The sequence below is a fragment of the Phycisphaerae bacterium genome, assembly GCA_035384605.1.
GTDB lineage: Bacteria > Planctomycetota > Phycisphaerae > UBA1845 > PWPN01 > JAUCQB01.
Map to the genome: position 1 here is coordinate 37,846 of DAOOIV010000010.1, position 16,147 is coordinate 53,992.

Sequence of the window (16,147 nt, forward strand, 5' to 3'; positions counted from 1 at the left end):
AACCATCACCGGAGCACAGAAATGGACATGCAGCAGATCGCTCGTTTTTTCGACCGTGACAAGCTGGCCAAGCACCTGGACATCGAGCTGGTCGACGTCTCGCCCGGCCAGGCGACGACTCGGATGACCATCCAGGACAAACACCTCAACGGAGTCAACATCACCCACGGCGGGGCAATCTTCTCACTCGCCGATTTTGCCTTCGCGGTGGCCTCGAATTCCCATGGCACGCTGGCGGTCGCGATCAACGCCAACATCTCCTTCCTGAAAGCCACCACCAGTGGCGTGCTCACCGCCAGAGCACGGGAAGTCGCCCGCAGCAAACGGCTCGCCACCTATCAGATCGAGGTAACCGACGAGGAAGGCGCGACCGTCGCCGGCTTTCAGGGAACCGTCTACCGCAAGCAGGAACCGCTCCCGCTCGAAGAAGACCTTACTCCACCTTCATCTGGCGGCGGTCGATGACCCGTTTGGCCTTGCCCTGAAAGCGCTCCAGCGACTGCGGCTTGACCAGCTCGACGTTCATCCGCAGCCCGGTAATGGCGTGGATCTCGCGATCGATGCGGTCGCGAAGGGCCTGCATTTCCCGCATACGGTCGGAAAAATCCTCCGGCCGGACCTCGACACGCACGGTGACCTGGTCAAGGGCCCCCGGACGCGACAACTCGATCTGGTAGTGCGGCGAAGTGCCCTCGACACGCAGCAGAGCCTCTTCGATCTGAGAGGGAAAGACGTTGACGCCGCGAATGATCAGCATGTCGTCGGTCCGACCGATGACCCGGCTCATCCGCACCGTCGTCCGCCCGCAGCGGCAGGGCGTATCGTCCAGTCGGGCGATGTCGCGGGTGCGGTAGCGGATCAGCGGCAAGGCCTCCTTGGTGATGGTGGTGAAAACCAGTTCGCCGGCTTCGCCCGTGGCCACGGGCTCCAGCGTGTCGGGATCCACGCACTCGACGATGAAGTGATCCTCCTGAATGTGCATGCCCTGCTGAAGAGTGCACTCTCCGCTGACGCCCGGACCGATCACCTCGCTGAGCCCGTAGTTGTTGAAGGCTACGATGCCCAGCTCCTGTTCGATCCGGGTCCGCATGTCCTCGGTCCACGGCTCGGCGCCGAAGTGCCCGAACTTGAGCGGTATCTGCTCGGGGGTCATGCCCTGATCCCGGGCCGCCTCGGCGATGTTGAGGGCGTAGCTCGGCGTGCAGATCAGCACCTGCACGTTCAAGTCGCAGATCAGCATGAGCTGACGAGGGGTGTTCCCGGCCGACGCCGGCACGATCGCCGCCCCGACCTTCTCGACGCCCTGGTGCAGACCGAAACCTCCAGTGAACAATCCGTAACCGAACGCAATCTGCACGAAGTGCTCCGGCCGAAGCCCGCCCGCGACCAGGAAGCGGGCGCACAGATTCGACCAGATGTCCATGTCCTGGGCCGTGTAGGCGACAAACGTCGGTTTGCCCGTCGTGCCGGATGAACCGTGAATACGGACCAGTTTTTCACGCTCTACGGCCAGGAAACCCAAGGGATAATAACGTCGAAGGTCGTCTTTAGTGGTGAAAGGAAGACGTCGAAGATCGTCCAGCGAACGAATCGAATCGGCGCTCACGCCGGTGCTGGCGAATGCCTCCCTGTAGAAGGGAACGTCTGCGACGCGCCTGACGCAATCCTTGAGCCGCTCAAGCTGCAGCCGACGAAGCTCGGCCCGCGGCATCGTCTCGGCAGGATCCCAGATCCGATTCTCCACCTTGAACTGGGCCATCACACTCACCATCCGCTTTCCCGGGCCGGCGGCACAAGCCCGACGGAAACCCCGATCGCAGGACTTCGCCCGTCGGATTCGCCCGACTAGACGTTCGCCTGTTCGTATATTTCCACGCTCGATACCGGGTTGATACCCTTGGCTTGAAAGGCCTCCACCGCCGCGTCCATGTCCTCGAAGCGGAACACCAGGACCGCGCGGTTGCCCCGCCGGAACGTGAACGAGTACGTGTACTCGATGTTCAGCGAGAATTCCTCGATCACCGCGAGGATGTCGTCCAGCCCGCCGGGATGGTCGGGAACCTCCAGGGCGATCACCTCGGTGACATTGACCACGCAGCCGCCCTTCTCCAGCGCCGCCTTGGCCTTCTGCCAGTCCTGCACGATCATCCTGAGAATGCCGAACTGCTGGGTGTCGGCCAGGCACAGCGTCAGGATGTTCACCCCCGCCTCGGCCAGGATGCGAATCGGGCTCCGCAACTGCCGCGGTTTATTCTCAATGAACAGTGAAAGCTGGTGAAGTTTCATGGTCCGACCTCTTTCTACTCGTTCCTGCGATCGATGACTCTCTTGGCCTTGCCCTGGCTCCGCTCAATGGTGTGCGGCTCCACCAGACGCAGGTTGACCCGAATTCCGATGATATGCTCGATCGAACTGGCCAGCTTCTGCTTCAAGGCCTCCAGCGACCGCACCTTGTCACTGAACCACTCGGCGAGCACCTCGACCTCGACGGTGATCTGGTCGAGCCCTTTCTCGCGGGTGAGAATGATCTGGTAGTGCGGCAGGGTACCTTCCACCGCCAGCAGGGCGGCCTCGATCTGAGACGGATAGACGTTGACGCCGCGAATGATGAACATATCGTCGCTGCGCCGGGAGATCCGGCGGATCCGCCGGATCGTGCGCCCGCAGCGGCTCGGGCCGCTGATGAACGCCGTGATGTCGCGGGTGCGGTAACGAATGACCGGCATGGCCTTCTTACTCAGGGTCGTCAGCACCAGCTCCCCCTCCTGGCCCTCCGGCAGAACCTCACACGTCTCCGGATCGATGATTTCAGGATAGAAATGGTCCTCGAAGATGAACAGGCCCTCCTGGTACGGCGTCTCGGACGCCACGCCCGGACCGATGATCTCCGAAAGACCGTAGATGTCCATCGCCTTGATGCCCGATTCCCTCTCGATGTACTGGCGCATCGCCTCGCTCCAGGGTTCCGCTCCGAAAACACCGGCTCGCAGGGGCAGTTGGCGAATATCCACGCCCAGTTCCTTGGCCCGCTCGATCAGGTGGATGAAGTAGGTCGGCGTGCAGCATATCGCCGTCACGCCGAAATCCTTCATCACCATGATCTGCCGGTCCGTGTTGCCCCCGGAGATGGGAATGACGGTGGCCCCGAGGGCCTCGCCGCCGTAGTGGGCCCCCAGACCGCCCGTGAACAGGCCGTAACCATACGCGTTCTGAATGATGTCGCCCCGGTGCAGTCCGCACGCCGCGAAGGTGCGCACCATGACGCTGGCCCAGACCTCCAGGTCTTCCTGAGTGTAGGCCACCACGATCGGCTTGCCCGTCGTCCCGCTCGACGCGTGTAACCGGACGATTTCCTGCATGGGGCTCGCAAAAAGACCGAACGGATATGTGTCCCGCAGGTCCGTCTTGACCATGAACGGCATCTTGGCGACGTCGTCCAGTGACCGGATGTCGGCCGGCGTCAGCCCTCGCTCCTGCATGCGCTGGCGGAAAAGCTCGACGTGATCGTAGGCCCGCCGGACGACGGCCGTGAGCCGACGAAACTGCAGATCTCGCAACTGCGGTATCGGCAGAAAGTCCGGAGCGCTGGCCGGGTGAAAACCGCCCGGCAAATCATTCCACATTTCCTTGTACATTGGTCTTCTCCCGTGCGATAACGCCGGTCTCAGCAGGCCGACGAAGCCTGTTTCTCGCGCCCGACCGATCGACCGAGCAGAAAAGCCTTGATATTCGCTTCGTGCAGTTTCTCCGCAAGGCTGCCCTTCACCGCCGATAACCAGGTCGACTCCGGCAGCGGCAAATACGCGCTCAGCACGCCGAGCAGGGCAACGTTCAGGCTGCGCGGGCTGTCCAGCGATGTGACCGGCACGTCGTCCGGGACGATCATCACCCCTCCCGGCTTGAGATGCCGCTTGCTGCCCTCAACCTCTTCAGGGGCCATCACCACGACGAAATCGGCCTCGCCTGCCGGAACCATCGGGCTGAAAACCTCGGCTCCAAAGCGAACGTCGCTGGTCACCGATCCGCCTCGCTGCGCCATGCCGTGGACCTCGCTCTTCTTCACGTCGAGGCCCTCGTCGAAAGCCACTTGGGCCAGGATATCCGAGGCCTTGAGCACTCCCTGACCCCCGAGTCCGGCAATCACGACGTTGGTCACACCACTGGCCACGTTTTCCTCCGTCATCTATTTGTTGCCTCCCGACGAGGCCGCCTGTTCATATGCCTTGATTCTGGCCGTGGCCAGCAGACAAGGACGTCGCGCGATGATCAACGTCAACTCGTCGGCCGCCAAGCTGTCGCTCACCAGCTTCTCGAACGCCGACTCGTCCTTGGTGGCATCCACGACGTGGACATTGCGAATCCCCAGCGACCGGGCCAGGTCCTCGTACGAGACTTTCCCCGTCGGTTCGTGCATGAGCGTGCGGCCGGTACCCGGATGCTCCTGCAGGCCCGTCATCGCCGTCGTGCCGTTGTCCAGAATCAGTATAACGTGGCCGGTGGGAGGAGGATTGTAGACCATCTCAACCAGGCCGGTGATTCCGCTGTGAACGAAGGTGCTGTCCCCGATGACGCTGACCACCCGCCGCGCCTGCTCGGGGGGCAGTACCTGCCGCAAACCCAGACCGACCCCGATGCTCGCCCCCATGCACACGCAACTGTCCATCGCTTGGTAGGGGGGCAGAACGCCCAGCGTGTAACAGCCGATGTCGCCCGCCACGATGCATTTCAGCTTGCTGAGCACGCCGAAGACCGAGCGGTGCGGGCAGCTCAGGCACAGCGCCGGCGGCTTGCCTCGCGGCGGAGCCGGCTCGGGCGTGGTGTCACCGGCCAGGATCCGGCGAACCCGGGCAACGTTCAATTCCCCGAAACGATACATCTCCGGCTTGCCCGCAACCTCAATGCCGCCGGCCCGGAGCGACTCAACCAGGTACGGATCGCCTTCCTCGATGACCAAGCAGCGATCGACTCCGGCGGCGAACTTGCGAGCCGTCTCCATCGGCAGCGGATGGGTCATTCCCAGCTTCAGCACGCTCGCTTGCGGGGCCGCCTCGCGAACGTGAACGTAGGAGATGCCCGAGGTGATGATGCCCAGGCCGTGATCTCCGTCGATGACCCGATGAAGCCCCGAGGTCTCATTCCATGCCGCAATCTGGGCGATCTTTTCCCGCAGCCGCCGGTGTGCGGGACGGGCATGGGCCGGAATCATGACCCGACCTGCGATATCGTGTTCGAACCTCGGCGCCGGCGCCGGCATCTCGCCGACCGGCCGCACGACGGTTTTGGAGTGGCATACCCGCGTGGTCATCCTCAGGATGACCGGAATCTTCCACTTCTCAGAGATCTCCACGGCCCGCAGTGTGAAATCAAAAGCCTCCTGCGAATCCGAAGGCTCGAGCATCGGCACGGCCGCCGCCGCCGCATACCTGCGGTTATCCTGCTCGTTCTGGCTCGACGCCATCCCCGGATCGTCGGCCGAAACCACGAGCAGCGCCCCGACCACCCCCGTATAGGCGGCCGTAAACAGCGGATCTGCGGCCACGTTCAAGCCGACGTGCTTCATCGTCACCAGAGCTCTGGCTCCGCCGAAGGCCGCCCCCAGGGCTACTTCCAAGGCCACCTTCTCATTCGGCGCCCACTGAGCCTTGCCACCCATCTCCCCGAAGGTCTCCAGGATTTCCGTCGATGGCGTGCCAGGGTAGCCGCTGCCGAGGGCCACACCTGCGCGGCGGGCGGCTAAGGCAACCGCTTCGTTCCCGCTCAATAACACACGATCAGTCTGCTGCATTTACTGCTCCGAACTGGCCGAAAAGATACGGACCAGCCACGAGGGAGGCCGAACCGGCTTCCCATCGGCGCCCGTAATGGCGTGAACAGTATAACCTTCTGCCACGCCTTGGCCATTGTGGGCCTGCCTTATACGAACGTCGAATCGAACGCTTGCCTTCCCTGACATGCCGGCCGATACGCACATTTCCAGCTCGTCATCATAACGAGCCCGGCCAAGATAGCGAACATGGGCCTCCACCACCGGCAAATATGTGCCGTCGGCTTCCATCTCCGCGTAGGGTATCCCGACGCTCCGCAGCCATTCCGTCCTCCCGCATTCGAACCATTCCAGAACGCGGGAGTTGTAAAAGGTGCCCATCTGGTCGGTCTCACTGTAGCGTACTCGAAACCGAACCTGATGCCCGTCACCTGCCACGCCGCATTCCTCGTCCGCGCCAAGGTTCGCACGCCTGTGCCGCTCGGCCCCTTTTCGCCCGATGGAACCGCGTTCTTTTAGCAAATCGCGCCTCCGTTGGCAACCGCCGCCAGACCCGACCGATGAGCCCCGCTCCCTGACCGCCATCGTGCGCGGCGGACATCGTATAAGATCGCCGTCTTGCCGGTCGACGCGCGGACAATGTGATAGAAGGGAGGGTCATTTTGCCGGTCCAATGAGAGGCGCGAAGGGGGCCCTGAAACTCGAGGTCGTTCGGAAACAACCCCCTGAAAAAGACGATGGCGATTGCCGGTCAGTCCCGTTGCGACGCTCGGGGCAGATGATGCAATCCCGGCCTGGCTGTTCAAAAAAAACAGAGCGGCAGGAACGGCGCATCTGCCGCTTCTGCCGCTTCTGTTTCCGAGCCGTCGGGAGCGCGCCCGACGCCACGCCTATTCCAGATCACTTACCAGGTGAGGTTCAACTCCAGACGCAAGAACGTCAGCGGATCGTTGCGAGCATCCGTGTAGTAGTTGCCCGGGAAGACAAACTCGGGCATGACCCTGAGGAACGCATGTTTGTTGAAGACGTACTTGAAGTACGGCACCAGAATCTGCCCGCGGAAGCAGCCGCTGTTGCTGAACCCGGCCCTTCCAGCGTAGGTGTTCTCATCGGCAAACAGGAACTGGTAGTACAGACCCAGGTCCATATCCTTCGTCGGCTTGCATCGCCAGCCGGGGCCGACGCGATGCGTATTGCCCAGATCCCAGATGCGATTCTCGATACCGTATGAGAATCCGTAGCCTTCCGTCCATCTTGGATACCGGCCCCACAGAATGTCGAAACGCTCGTCCGTTCCCCGAGTGCTGGGATCGTCACCTGAGGTGAACTCGTACTCCAGGTAGACCTGGTTCTTGTATTTGTCATTGAAATGATAGGTCAGGCTGTTGAGCGTGCCCAACGCGCAGATGTCGCGCCCGTCACGCTGGCCGAACTGGCCGGCCAACTGGACATCATATTTCCAGTTGTCCGTAATGTCACCGGCAACGCGGCCGCCGAAGGTGTAAATGTCTGCGTTGTCGCCCGACCGACGCGGTTCGTCGGTATTCGGGTTATTCCTGACGGGGATAAGCTCGGCTTCGTTATGCTTGTAGAAGAAATACCCGTCGATCTGAGTCTTGGCCAGCGACTTGTTGGTCACATATACCATCACGCCTTGCTCATCCTGCTCCGTGGCCAAGGCCGGGACGCGCTTGTTGGCGATCCGCGGAAACCAGTGGTCCCACTGGGCGTCCACTTCGAACCACGCGACGTCGAATTTTGTCTTGATGTCTTCGGCATCGTATTCGAAGCGGACCCCGTCCACGAAGAACGTCCTGGATCCATCCAGCGGAGTCCCATCACCCGTAAGCCACGCGAACGGCAGGTCCTGCCGGCCCGCGGTGATGGTCAGCGGCAGTCCGAACGCCTTCTTGTACTTCAAATACATGTTGTCAAACAGAACCTGGTCGCGGGCCTGTTCCTAGTCGCTGATCGTCGGATGCTCGCACCAGCTTCGGCCTTCCCAAGTAAGCTTGAGGTGGAACTCGAGATCCTCGAAGTTGAGGGGTTTCAGGGGCTGCAACGTGCCCCACCATCTGCCGCGGAAGCGCAGGTAGGACGTCTCATGGCCCGTGGCATGCTTGTCGAACCCGGTGTTGTTGAGGTACTCCCAACGATTGCGAAGGTCCATGCCCCAGTTGAAACCCGGGAAAGGATTCTTCGTCTTCTCGACAAATTCATCAAAAGGATCTTCTGCTGCTGCGGCCGGCTGGGTGGCCGGCTGGGCCGTCGCCATCCTGGCCGTACAGGCGACCAGCAGCGCCACCAGAAACACAGAGGTCACGACTGTCCACTTGCTTCTCATAGGTTTTTGCGCTCCTGTGCTAGAATTTCTCCGTGCTTGATCCGTCGTTCCTGAGCCGTCTCCGTCACGACGGCGTTATTCGGCTACCGTTCCGATTGTGCGACAAACCCCCGCGTTTTCTGATCGACTGACCGCCCTAATCGACCAACGCCGGGATCGAAGCCGCACCGCTTCGATACGAACCTGAATACTTTCAGGTTACATCGGCAATTGAATGGTGCCTATCGTTAGAAGATTTCATGGTTTCTGTCAAGTAGTCCCTGCATCATGGCGCGAAAAAATCGCCCAGACGGAATACCGACGACCTTCCGGACGCTATCGTGTCTGACCAAGTCTGTTGACGCACATCCGTCTCTCGGAGCACTTGCCGGGAAAGAGACTGGTCCTTTCTTGCTCCCTTTCTTGGGTTCCGCAGCCATGCCAAGCCAGCAGACGCCTACGCACCTCGGCCATTTCGCCGTATCATGAGGACCAACCTGACACTCTATGGATCTGAAAACATCCACAACCATTCGGCTCACCTGTGCCCCCGGATTGGCACCCCTGCTGGAAACCGAGGTTCGCCAACTGGGCTGGCCGATCACATCGGTGGACGACGCCGGAATCAACACCACCGGCACCCTGATCGACGCCATGCGTCTGAACCTGCATCTGCGAACCGCGTTCTACGTGCTGTACCTGATTGATGAGTTTCCCTGCCAGACGCCCGAAGACCTGTACCGTCACGTTTCTTTCCTGGAGTGGGAAAAGCTGCTTCCCTCTGACGGGTACCTGAGCATCATTTCCCGAACGGACACTCCGGCGATCAACAACTGGACCTACGCGACGATGAAGGCCAAGGATGCCATCGTGGACCGACTGGCCGAGAAGACGGGTCGCCGTCCGGACTCCGGGCCCCAGCGGAACCGGTGTGTGATCAACCTGTATTGGCGAAAGGATCATTGTTGGATCTATCTGAACACCTCAGGGCAGAAGCTCTCCGATCGCGGTTATCGCCGGATCCCGCATAAGGCCCCGATGCAAGAGACGCTGGCGGCCGGCGTCATTCTGTCGACGGGCTATGACGGCTCAATGCCGCTGGTTAACCCGATGTGCGGCAGTGGTACGCTGGCCGTCGAGGCGGCATTGATCGCCACGAATCGTCCGCCGGGACTGCTGAGAAGCAACTTCGGTTTCATGCATACCCTGGGGTTTGACCGCGACATCTGGGATCGGCTCCGCGCCGAGGCCCGCAAGCAGCGGTCCAAGTCCCCGCCGGCCCCGATTATTGCCACGGACATCGATGAAGCCGCCTTGCAGGCCGCCCGCAAGAACGCCATGACCGCCGGTGTCGAGCATCTGATCCAGTTCGAGAAATGCGACTTCGCCGACACGCCCCTGCCGCCGAGCCCCGGAATCGTCATCCTTAACCCTGAGTACGGTGAGCGGATGGGCCAGGTCAGCGAGCTTGAAGGCACCTACAAGCGAATCGGCGATTTCTTCAAGCAGCGCTGTCCCGGATGGACCGGATACGTGTTCACCGGCAATCTGGACCTGGCCAAGAAGATCGGCCTGAAAGCCAACCGTCGGATCCCGTTCTTCAATGCCAAGATCGAATGCCGATTGCTCAAGTACGAGTTGTATGAGGGAAGCCGAAGAACAAATGCCCGGTAGAACCGCCTCCCGCTGCCTGGATCCTCCAGTTGCGTGCTACCCGACCAAGGACAATCAGAGGGAGCCCTGGAGAGGGCCTTCTTGCCGCGTTTCTTGGCTTCAACCGAAACACTACCCCCCAGTGTATTTCACCCTTCGCCACAGGACATGCCCTCTTCAATCTCCGTTCGCCGTTCTTCATAAACCAGCCTTGCCGTGTGCCAGGTAGGAGTGGACATCGAACCGCTCTCCCTTTTGTGCTCAGCCTTTAATCCTTTTCGTCGGGACTGGTGCGCATTTTGCGAGCATGTTTCTGGATCGCAGATCGCTTGGGTTGCGGCCCGCAAAAAGGCGGTCCGCCTTGGCTTTCCTTCCTTCTCCCCGCTCGGTTCCCGCCGGTTTCTCCGGAGCACCCCGCATGTTATGCCGGCAAAATACCCAAAGGAGATCCTGCGCGCGGGTCCCCTGGCCCTACGGCCTTCAATTAAACTGATTTCCCGGCGGCTCAAGGAGCCCAAAGCATGCCCCAGGCAACTCGGACAACGGCCGCTTTCGACATCAGTAACCACGCTGCGAAAAAGCTGTTACATGCAATACCCGTCACTCGTACCGCGTCCCGCTACCGGCGAAAACTGTCTTGGCGCCAAACGAACCCAGGTTTCAGTTCCACGTTAATCCGCCCACCATCCGCAACCTGGACTGTGGCTCACCTTTGGCCTCCAGGGCCGCATGAACATGGTCGCACACAGCGCGGTCTGCAATCTCATTCGCCTGCTTATGCGGCTTGCTGCCTGCGAGCAGGGGGCCGGCGTGCGGCGGTTGAGCCCTGCCGGCGAGCTTTATCCTCACGTTCTCCATCCGGCTTTGGCACATCATTCGCTGCTTCACCTTCAAGCCTTCGTTTCTTTTGTGATCCCCTTTCGCAGCCCGCAATCCGCCTGGATTCTCCCAATTCCGAAAATAGCTTGCCGTGTTGTCGGAAAATGTGGTACACTACCACCGCGTCAGATGACCGATCGCATCATTTCCGCGGAGGATCAGACATCCCCGCAAGACCAAACAAGTCGAGGAGAAGAAGCATGAGCACGTCTCGAATGCTGATAGGGTTTTGCGTTTTGGCCGCCGGCCTGCTCGGCGGTACGGCCGTGGCTGTGGTTCCGGCAGACTTCGACGGCGACGGCGATGTGGATTCCGTGGATCTTGACCTTTTTGAGGACTGCGCTACAAGCCCCGGGGTGCCTTGGGCAATCGGGTGTGACGACAAGGATCTGGATGCCGATGGGGATGTGGACCAGGCAGACTTTGGCATCTTCCAGCGGTCCTTGGGTTCGGGCGTGCCTATGGTCTTGATCCCTGGCGGCGAGTTCGTGATGGGCGATTCGTTCGATGAGGGCAATGCCGACGAGCTGCCTCGGCATGTGGTCTATGTCGACGCTTTTTATATGGATCGCTACGAGGTCACCAATCAACAGTACGCTGATGCCCTCAACTGGGCGAACAGCCAAGGCAACCTCATCACCGTGACCGGCGGCGTCGTCTACAAGTATGGCGGCGATGCCGGCTACCCGTATTGCGATACCACCGCCAGCTCCTCCGGCAGCCGGATTACCTGGGACGGCATGACGTTCGGCGTGACGCCTGGAAGAGAAAACCACCCAGTAGTCAGGGTTTCCTGGTATGGTGCGGCGGCCTATGCCAACTGGCGAAGCGCGATGCAGGGCAAGGCGCCGGCGTACGACCTGTCCACGTGGAACTGCGAGTGGAACGGCGGTTACCGACTTCCGACCGAGGCCGAGTGGGAGAAAGCGGCTCGCGGCGGCGCGGCCGAGACTCGGTTTTCATGGAGCGACAGTAACGACATCCGGCACTCCCGGGCAAACTATTACAGTGATTGGTCCGACGGCGTTCCCTACTACCCCTACGACAAAAGCCCCACTCAGGGGTATCACCCGGCCTTTGATACGGGCGCGCCTCCGTACACCAGCCCGGTAGGCTACTTCGCGGCCAATGATTACGACCTCTGCGACATGGTGGGCAACGTCTGGGAGTGGTGTAATGACTGGAGCAGCGGAACGTACTACGGCAGCAGTCCGTACTCCAATCCGACCGGTCCAAGCAGCGGCACGTACCGTGTTCTTCGCGGGGGAGCTTGGGACTACGACGCATTTCACTGCCGGGTTGCGTGCCGCTACGGCTTCGGTCCGGCCTACCGAAGCTTCTACATCGGCTTCCGCCTGGTCCTGGATTCTCCGTGACGCTTTGCGCCCCGTTCTCTTGTGCGTCTTGTCTCGCTCGCAAGCGGGGGACCACCGATAAGCCCGGTGTGCGTCACCCGGCGGCGTCAGCGATCCGACGACCGGTTTGCCGAACGGGGCGCGGCGGTACGCGGAGCGGCTTGTCTCGCTTCCCGACGGCGGCCGGGTTGTGCTCGCTTCGCCTGTGTCCGACCGAGCCCGATCCCGGCAACCCTCCCGGTCCACGCTCCGAGAGATTTCCTGCCTTTTTACACTTTTGTGAGATACGACGGGCAACTGGGGGCTTCTCAGTCCCCAATGATCTTTACCAGCACGCGCTTCTTTCTCCGTCCGTCGAACTCGGCGTAGTGGATCTGTTCCCACGGGCCGAGGTCAAGCTGCCCGGCGGTGATGGCCACGACCACCTCGCGGCCCATGATCTGACGCTTGAGGTGGGCGTCGCCGTTGTCCTCGCCGGTCCGGTTGTGGCGGTACTGCGAAACGGGCTCGTGCGGGGCGAGCTTTTCCAGCCAGTCGTCGTAGTCGGCAATGAGTCCCGACTCCGCGTCGTTGATGTACACGCTGGCCGTAATGTGCATGGCGTTGACCAGGCAGAGGCCTTCGCGGACGCCGCTTTCCCGGACGGCCTCGGACACCTGGTCGGTGATGTTGATGTAGTCGCGGCGACGGGGAGTGTTGAACCACAATTCCTTACGATGAGATTTCATTGCTGGGAATCCTTTCTGGATGTTGGCTATTAGCTATTACAACCTTACGGCCAGATATCTGTGCGACTTGCGCGCATGCTTCTGGATCGCAGAACGTTTGGGTTGCGGCCCGCAAAAAGGCGGTCCGCCTTAGATCTCAGTTATTGGGTCTTGGCTGTTAGCGGTTGGTGCTTGCCCACGGTCGGTGCCCTGTTCATCCTTCATCCTTTCGCCTTCAGCCTTTCGTCTTGCTCCTCGCCCCTTTATTTGTCCCGGCCTTCCCGCTTACACTGTTGGGCCCGTTAAGTAGTGTATTGTCCGGCTCGGGGCGGGAACATCAAGAGCAAGAGGCTGATAGTGGTACTCAAAGAGAAACTGGCGGGTAGATTCATTGTTTTTGACGGTCCTGACGGCTCGGGCAAGGGCACGCAAATCGAGTTGCTCACCCGCAAGCTGGTGGGCGAGGGTCTGCCCGTTGTTTGCACCCGCGATCCGGGCGGCACCGCCATCGGCGATCAGATCCGCGAGATCCTGCTGCACAGGAACCTCCTGACCGCGATGGATGTCCGCTGTGAGACACTCCTGTTTATGGCATCGCGGGCCCAGCTTGTAGGTGAGGTGATCGGCCCGGCCGTCCGTGAGGGCAAGACCGTCCTTTGCGACCGGTTCGTATCGGCAACGTGCGCGTATCAGGGAGCGGCCGGGTACGACGTCAGGAAGATCATTGAGCTGGGACGCTTCGCGGTGGGGGACCTCTGGCCGCAGCTCACCTTCGTTCTTGATCTCCCGGCCGATGAAGGTCTCAAGCGGGTCGGGCGGCGGCAGGACAAGACGACCGGTGCTCGCCACGACGCGATGGAGGCCCGGCCGATCGATTTTCACCGACGTGTCCGCGAGATCTTCCTGAAACTGCCCGGGCTTTATCCCGGCCGCGTCGAGATCGTGGACGGCGGGGGCTCACCGGACGACGTTCACCAGCGCATCACGGAGGTGTTGAAACGTGTCGTTTTTTGACGTTCGACACCAGAACCGGGCCCACCGCGTTATTCAGCGGGCGCTGGACTCCCGGCGCATGCCACACGCGTACCTGTTTGCCGGGCCCGAGGGCGTGGGCAAGGAAATGCTCGCCATGCGCCTGGCGAAGCTGCTGTTGTGCGGATCGCCCAGGCGGGTGCCGATGCCGGAAGAGATCTTTGCTGAGGAGCTCGATGGCCGAGAAGACATGCCCACGCAAAGCCGTGGACATGGCACCCGTGAAGCAGTGGACGCCTGCGGGCAATGCCAGGACTGTATCCTCGTCGATGCCGGGACCCACCCCGACTTATTCCTGATCTATCGCCGGCTCAACAAGCACCATCCCGACGGCACAATCCGGAAGCAAAAGGCCCTCGTTCTGGGCGTCGAAATCATCCGATATTTCTTGATTGAGCCTGCGGGCAGAAAACCAAGCCGCGGGCGTGCCAAAGTGTTCGTGGTTCGCGAGGCGGAGCGCCTGAACGAGTCGGCCCAGAACGCGCTGCTCAAGACGCTTGAAGAGCCCCCGCCGGATACGTTCATCATTCTTTTGACGGATGCCCTCGACCGGATGCTCCCAACGACGCGGTCGAGATGCCAGCAGGTACTCTTTCAGTCGCTGCCCGGCGAGTTTGTGGCCGATCGTCTGAAAGCTCTTCGGCCCAAGGCGGGGGCCGAACAAGTGACCTACGCCGCCCGCCACGCGGGGGGCAGCCTCGGGGGGGCGCTCAGGATGATCGACGACGGCTTGTTTGAGCTGAAACGCTCCTGGGGCGACCGACTCGTCAAGTTGCGGAACGACGCCGGGATCGCCCCCAACGAGTTGGCCAAACCTTTCGTGGAAGATGCCGGCTTGCTGGCCAGGTGCGCGGCGGAGCGCGACCCCGAAATGTCTGATACGGACGCGTCTCGCGTCGGGTTGCAGATGCTCCTGGCAGCCCTGGCGGATTTCTACATGGATGCCTTGCGGCGGCGTTGCGGTGCGGCTATGGTGCCGGTCAACGAGGATCAGCCGGCTGTGATCGACTGCTTGTCCGACATGAGCGAGCGGGCCTTGCGCGGTTGCCTCAAGCATCTGGCGGACGCCGATTCGAGTCTTGGCCGCAACGCGAACATCGAGTTGACGATCGAGGCCATGTTCATCGGTCTTTCGCAGGGCCGAACGCTCGCACAGGCCGGCAGCCGGGCTCATTGACAGGGAGGTTGCGGATATGATGCTGATCCAGTGGCTGTTGCAATTGCTTGTGATGTTGGCGTATATGTTGGTCGGTGGGGCGTGAGCAAAGAGACCCGCCCCGCTGATAGTGCACGGAGGTACAAGGCGATGTTCATCGCGCTTTTCCGGTGCGTTTGGTCGCACGGATGAACCGCCAGGTTTCTTAACGTGAGGGCTTCGTGATGCCTTGGTTTGAATGGCTCGTTCAGTTGTTGACGTTGCTGCTGAGTATCTTCGGCGGCGGGAGCTGCGGGAGCTGCGGATGACGCCGCGGATCTGTCCGTAACCCATCGGGCCGGCAGGGGCATGTGAGGTGTCTCTGCCGGCCCGATAGCGTCTCAGCGCACAGACGCCGATAATGTTCGCTCGAAGCACAAAGATCTGCTTGCGTGGGCGGTCCGCGAGGGACTATAATAGATGACACAAGTGCCCTTTTTGGGGGCGATTTGGGCTCGACCGGGCAAATGAGGTCGAGGCGGCGTGTCCAGGTTGTCAGGAGGCCTGGCTAAACACCTGGCAAAAGAACACAAATGCCAACTCACAGTTGCGCATGGCCGCCTAAATGAGGCGACCCGTCTTGTCAACGACGCCTGCTAGTTGACCGGACGCAGACAGCAGGCACGCCCGCGAGGGTAGGCGACGTGACACGCGGGTAAGACTACCACGACGCTGGGACGGCCGAAGCCTGCCGCTGGGCGACGGGCGTCTGAGAACAAATCAGACGGCTACACACGTAGAAACCTCGGTCGAATTGTCACGGGACGCGGGTTCGATTCCCGCCGCCTCCATCCTGCATAGCTGCGGCCCGGTTCCGGTCCGGAGCTATGCAGGATGCCCTGCGTAGCGCGAGCGAAGCTCGAGCGAAGCAGGGCGGGCACAGGCAGAATCCAGGCGAAGCAGGGCGGGCACAAGCGGAGCTCGGGCAAAGCAGGGCGACCCTCGCGCTATGCAGGGGCTTCGACCGATTGGGTGTGCATGAAGTACGTGTACCTGATCGAGAGCGTCTCACATCCCGGGAAGCGCTGCGTGGGTTCGAGCACCGACTTCAGGCAACGCCTGGCTGAGCATAACGCCGGGAAGTCTCCGCATACCTCTGAGTACAGACCCTGGCGGGCGGTGGTTGTCCTTCGATTCCACGACGATAGGAAGGCAGAAGCCTTCGAGGAGTATGTCAAGCAGGGCTCTGGCCACGCGTTCGCCAAGCGGCATTTGTGGTAAAACGAGGTCCGCTTCCGT

15 protein-coding genes and 1 other RNA gene are annotated in these 16,147 nt (G+C 61.3%); 7 read left to right on the top strand and 9 right to left on the bottom strand.

Annotated elements, in window-relative coordinates; genetic code table 11:
• Positions 1-21 precede the first annotated feature (21 nt).
• Positions 22-465, top strand: coding sequence for a PaaI family thioesterase (locus PLL20_04525; GenBank protein HPD29236.1), 444 nt, complete (start codon positions 22-24; stop codon positions 463-465).
• On the opposite strand, the gene PLL20_04530 is transcribed toward PLL20_04525, so the two are convergent.
• The 8 genes from PLL20_04530 to PLL20_04565 all read right to left on the bottom strand — a co-directional run bounded on the left by PLL20_04530 (position 434) and on the right by PLL20_04565 (position 8,108).
• Positions 434-1,759 (bottom strand): phenylacetate--CoA ligase, encoded by a 1,326-nt coding sequence (locus PLL20_04530; GenBank protein HPD29237.1) that lies wholly within the window; start codon positions 1,757-1,759, stop codon positions 434-436. The two genes, PLL20_04525 and PLL20_04530, sit on opposite strands and share 32 nt — an antisense overlap.
• Before the next feature lie 86 nt (positions 1,760-1,845).
• A complete protein-coding gene (locus PLL20_04535) occupies positions 1,846-2,286 on the bottom strand; it encodes an amino acid-binding protein (protein HPD29238.1) in 441 nt (146 codons plus the stop codon).
• A gap of 14 nt (positions 2,287-2,300) precedes the next feature.
• Positions 2,301-3,635: a phenylacetate--CoA ligase gene (locus tag PLL20_04540; GenBank protein ID HPD29239.1), complete on the bottom strand. Its 1,335-nt coding sequence runs from the start codon at positions 3,633-3,635 to the stop codon at positions 2,301-2,303.
• Between the two features lie 29 nt (positions 3,636-3,664).
• Entirely contained in the window at positions 3,665-4,183 is a 519-nt protein-coding gene (locus PLL20_04545) for an indolepyruvate oxidoreductase subunit beta (protein ID HPD29240.1), read from the bottom strand.
• A complete protein-coding gene (locus PLL20_04550; GenBank protein ID HPD29241.1) occupies positions 4,184-5,785 on the bottom strand; it encodes a thiamine pyrophosphate-dependent enzyme in 1,602 nt (533 codons plus the stop codon).
• A complete protein-coding gene (locus PLL20_04555; protein HPD29242.1) occupies positions 5,786-6,286 on the bottom strand; it encodes a thioesterase family protein in 501 nt (166 codons plus the stop codon).
• Between the two features lie 382 nt (positions 6,287-6,668).
• On the bottom strand, positions 6,669-7,703 hold the full coding sequence (locus PLL20_04560; protein ID HPD29243.1) for an alginate export family protein: 1,035 nt from the start codon (positions 7,701-7,703) through the stop codon (positions 6,669-6,671).
• A 21-nt stretch (positions 7,704-7,724) separates the two neighbouring features.
• Entirely contained in the window at positions 7,725-8,108 is a 384-nt protein-coding gene (locus tag PLL20_04565; GenBank protein HPD29244.1) for a hypothetical protein, read from the bottom strand.
• Positions 8,109-8,594: 486 nt separating this feature from the next.
• Here PLL20_04565 and PLL20_04570 point away from each other — a divergent pair, with 486 nt between their 5' ends.
• The gene (locus tag PLL20_04570; GenBank protein ID HPD29245.1) at positions 8,595-9,761 is read left to right on the top strand and encodes a class I SAM-dependent RNA methyltransferase; all 1,167 of its coding nucleotides are present in this window, start codon (positions 8,595-8,597) and stop codon (positions 9,759-9,761) included.
• Between the two features lie 1,058 nt (positions 9,762-10,819).
• A complete protein-coding gene (locus PLL20_04575) occupies positions 10,820-11,995 on the top strand; it encodes a formylglycine-generating enzyme family protein (GenBank protein HPD29246.1) in 1,176 nt (391 codons plus the stop codon).
• A gap of 287 nt (positions 11,996-12,282) precedes the next feature.
• Here PLL20_04575 and PLL20_04580 read toward each other — a convergent pair whose 3' ends face one another.
• Entirely contained in the window at positions 12,283-12,702 is a 420-nt protein-coding gene (locus PLL20_04580; protein ID HPD29247.1) for a secondary thiamine-phosphate synthase enzyme YjbQ, read from the bottom strand.
• Positions 12,703-13,038: 336 nt separating this feature from the next.
• Here PLL20_04580 and tmk point away from each other — a divergent pair, with 336 nt between their 5' ends.
• From tmk to PLL20_04600, 4 genes are all read left to right on the top strand, one after another.
• Positions 13,039-13,695 (top strand): dTMP kinase, encoded by a 657-nt coding sequence (tmk, locus tag PLL20_04585; GenBank protein ID HPD29248.1) that lies wholly within the window; start codon positions 13,039-13,041, stop codon positions 13,693-13,695.
• Positions 13,682-14,890, top strand: a complete 1,209-nt coding sequence (locus PLL20_04590; GenBank protein HPD29249.1) for a DNA polymerase III subunit — start codon at positions 13,682-13,684, stop codon at positions 14,888-14,890. Before tmk ends, PLL20_04590 begins: the two co-directional genes overlap by 14 nt.
• Positions 14,891-15,348: 458 nt before the next feature.
• Positions 15,349-15,702, top strand: a transfer-messenger RNA (tmRNA) gene (gene ssrA / locus PLL20_04595).
• 40 nt (positions 15,703-15,742) lie between these two features.
• Entirely contained in the window at positions 15,743-16,129 is a 387-nt protein-coding gene (locus PLL20_04600; GenBank protein ID HPD29250.1) for a GIY-YIG nuclease family protein, read from the top strand.
• Positions 16,130-16,147: the final 18 nt, after the last annotated feature.

Coding starts and splice junctions, on each gene's coding strand:
- PLL20_04525 (HPD29236.1), top strand. CDS start 22: ATGGACATGCAGCAGATCGCTCGTTTTTTCGACCGTGACAAGCTGGCC.
- PLL20_04530 (HPD29237.1), bottom strand. CDS start 1,759: ATGGCCCAGTTCAAGGTGGAGAATCGGATCTGGGATCCTGCCGAGACG.
- PLL20_04535 (HPD29238.1), bottom strand. CDS start 2,286: ATGAAACTTCACCAGCTTTCACTGTTCATTGAGAATAAACCGCGGCAG.
- PLL20_04540 (HPD29239.1), bottom strand. CDS start 3,635: ATGTACAAGGAAATGTGGAATGATTTGCCGGGCGGTTTTCACCCGGCC.
- PLL20_04545 (HPD29240.1), bottom strand. CDS start 4,183: ATGACGGAGGAAAACGTGGCCAGTGGTGTGACCAACGTCGTGATTGCC.
- PLL20_04550 (HPD29241.1), bottom strand. CDS start 5,785: ATGCAGCAGACTGATCGTGTGTTATTGAGCGGGAACGAAGCGGTTGCC.
- PLL20_04565 (HPD29244.1), bottom strand. CDS start 8,108: ATGAGAAGCAAGTGGACAGTCGTGACCTCTGTGTTTCTGGTGGCGCTG.
- PLL20_04570 (HPD29245.1), top strand. CDS start 8,595: ATGGATCTGAAAACATCCACAACCATTCGGCTCACCTGTGCCCCCGGA.
- PLL20_04575 (HPD29246.1), top strand. CDS start 10,820: ATGAGCACGTCTCGAATGCTGATAGGGTTTTGCGTTTTGGCCGCCGGC.
- PLL20_04580 (HPD29247.1), bottom strand. CDS start 12,702: ATGAAATCTCATCGTAAGGAATTGTGGTTCAACACTCCCCGTCGCCGC.
- PLL20_04600 (HPD29250.1), top strand. CDS start 15,743: ATGCCCTGCGTAGCGCGAGCGAAGCTCGAGCGAAGCAGGGCGGGCACA.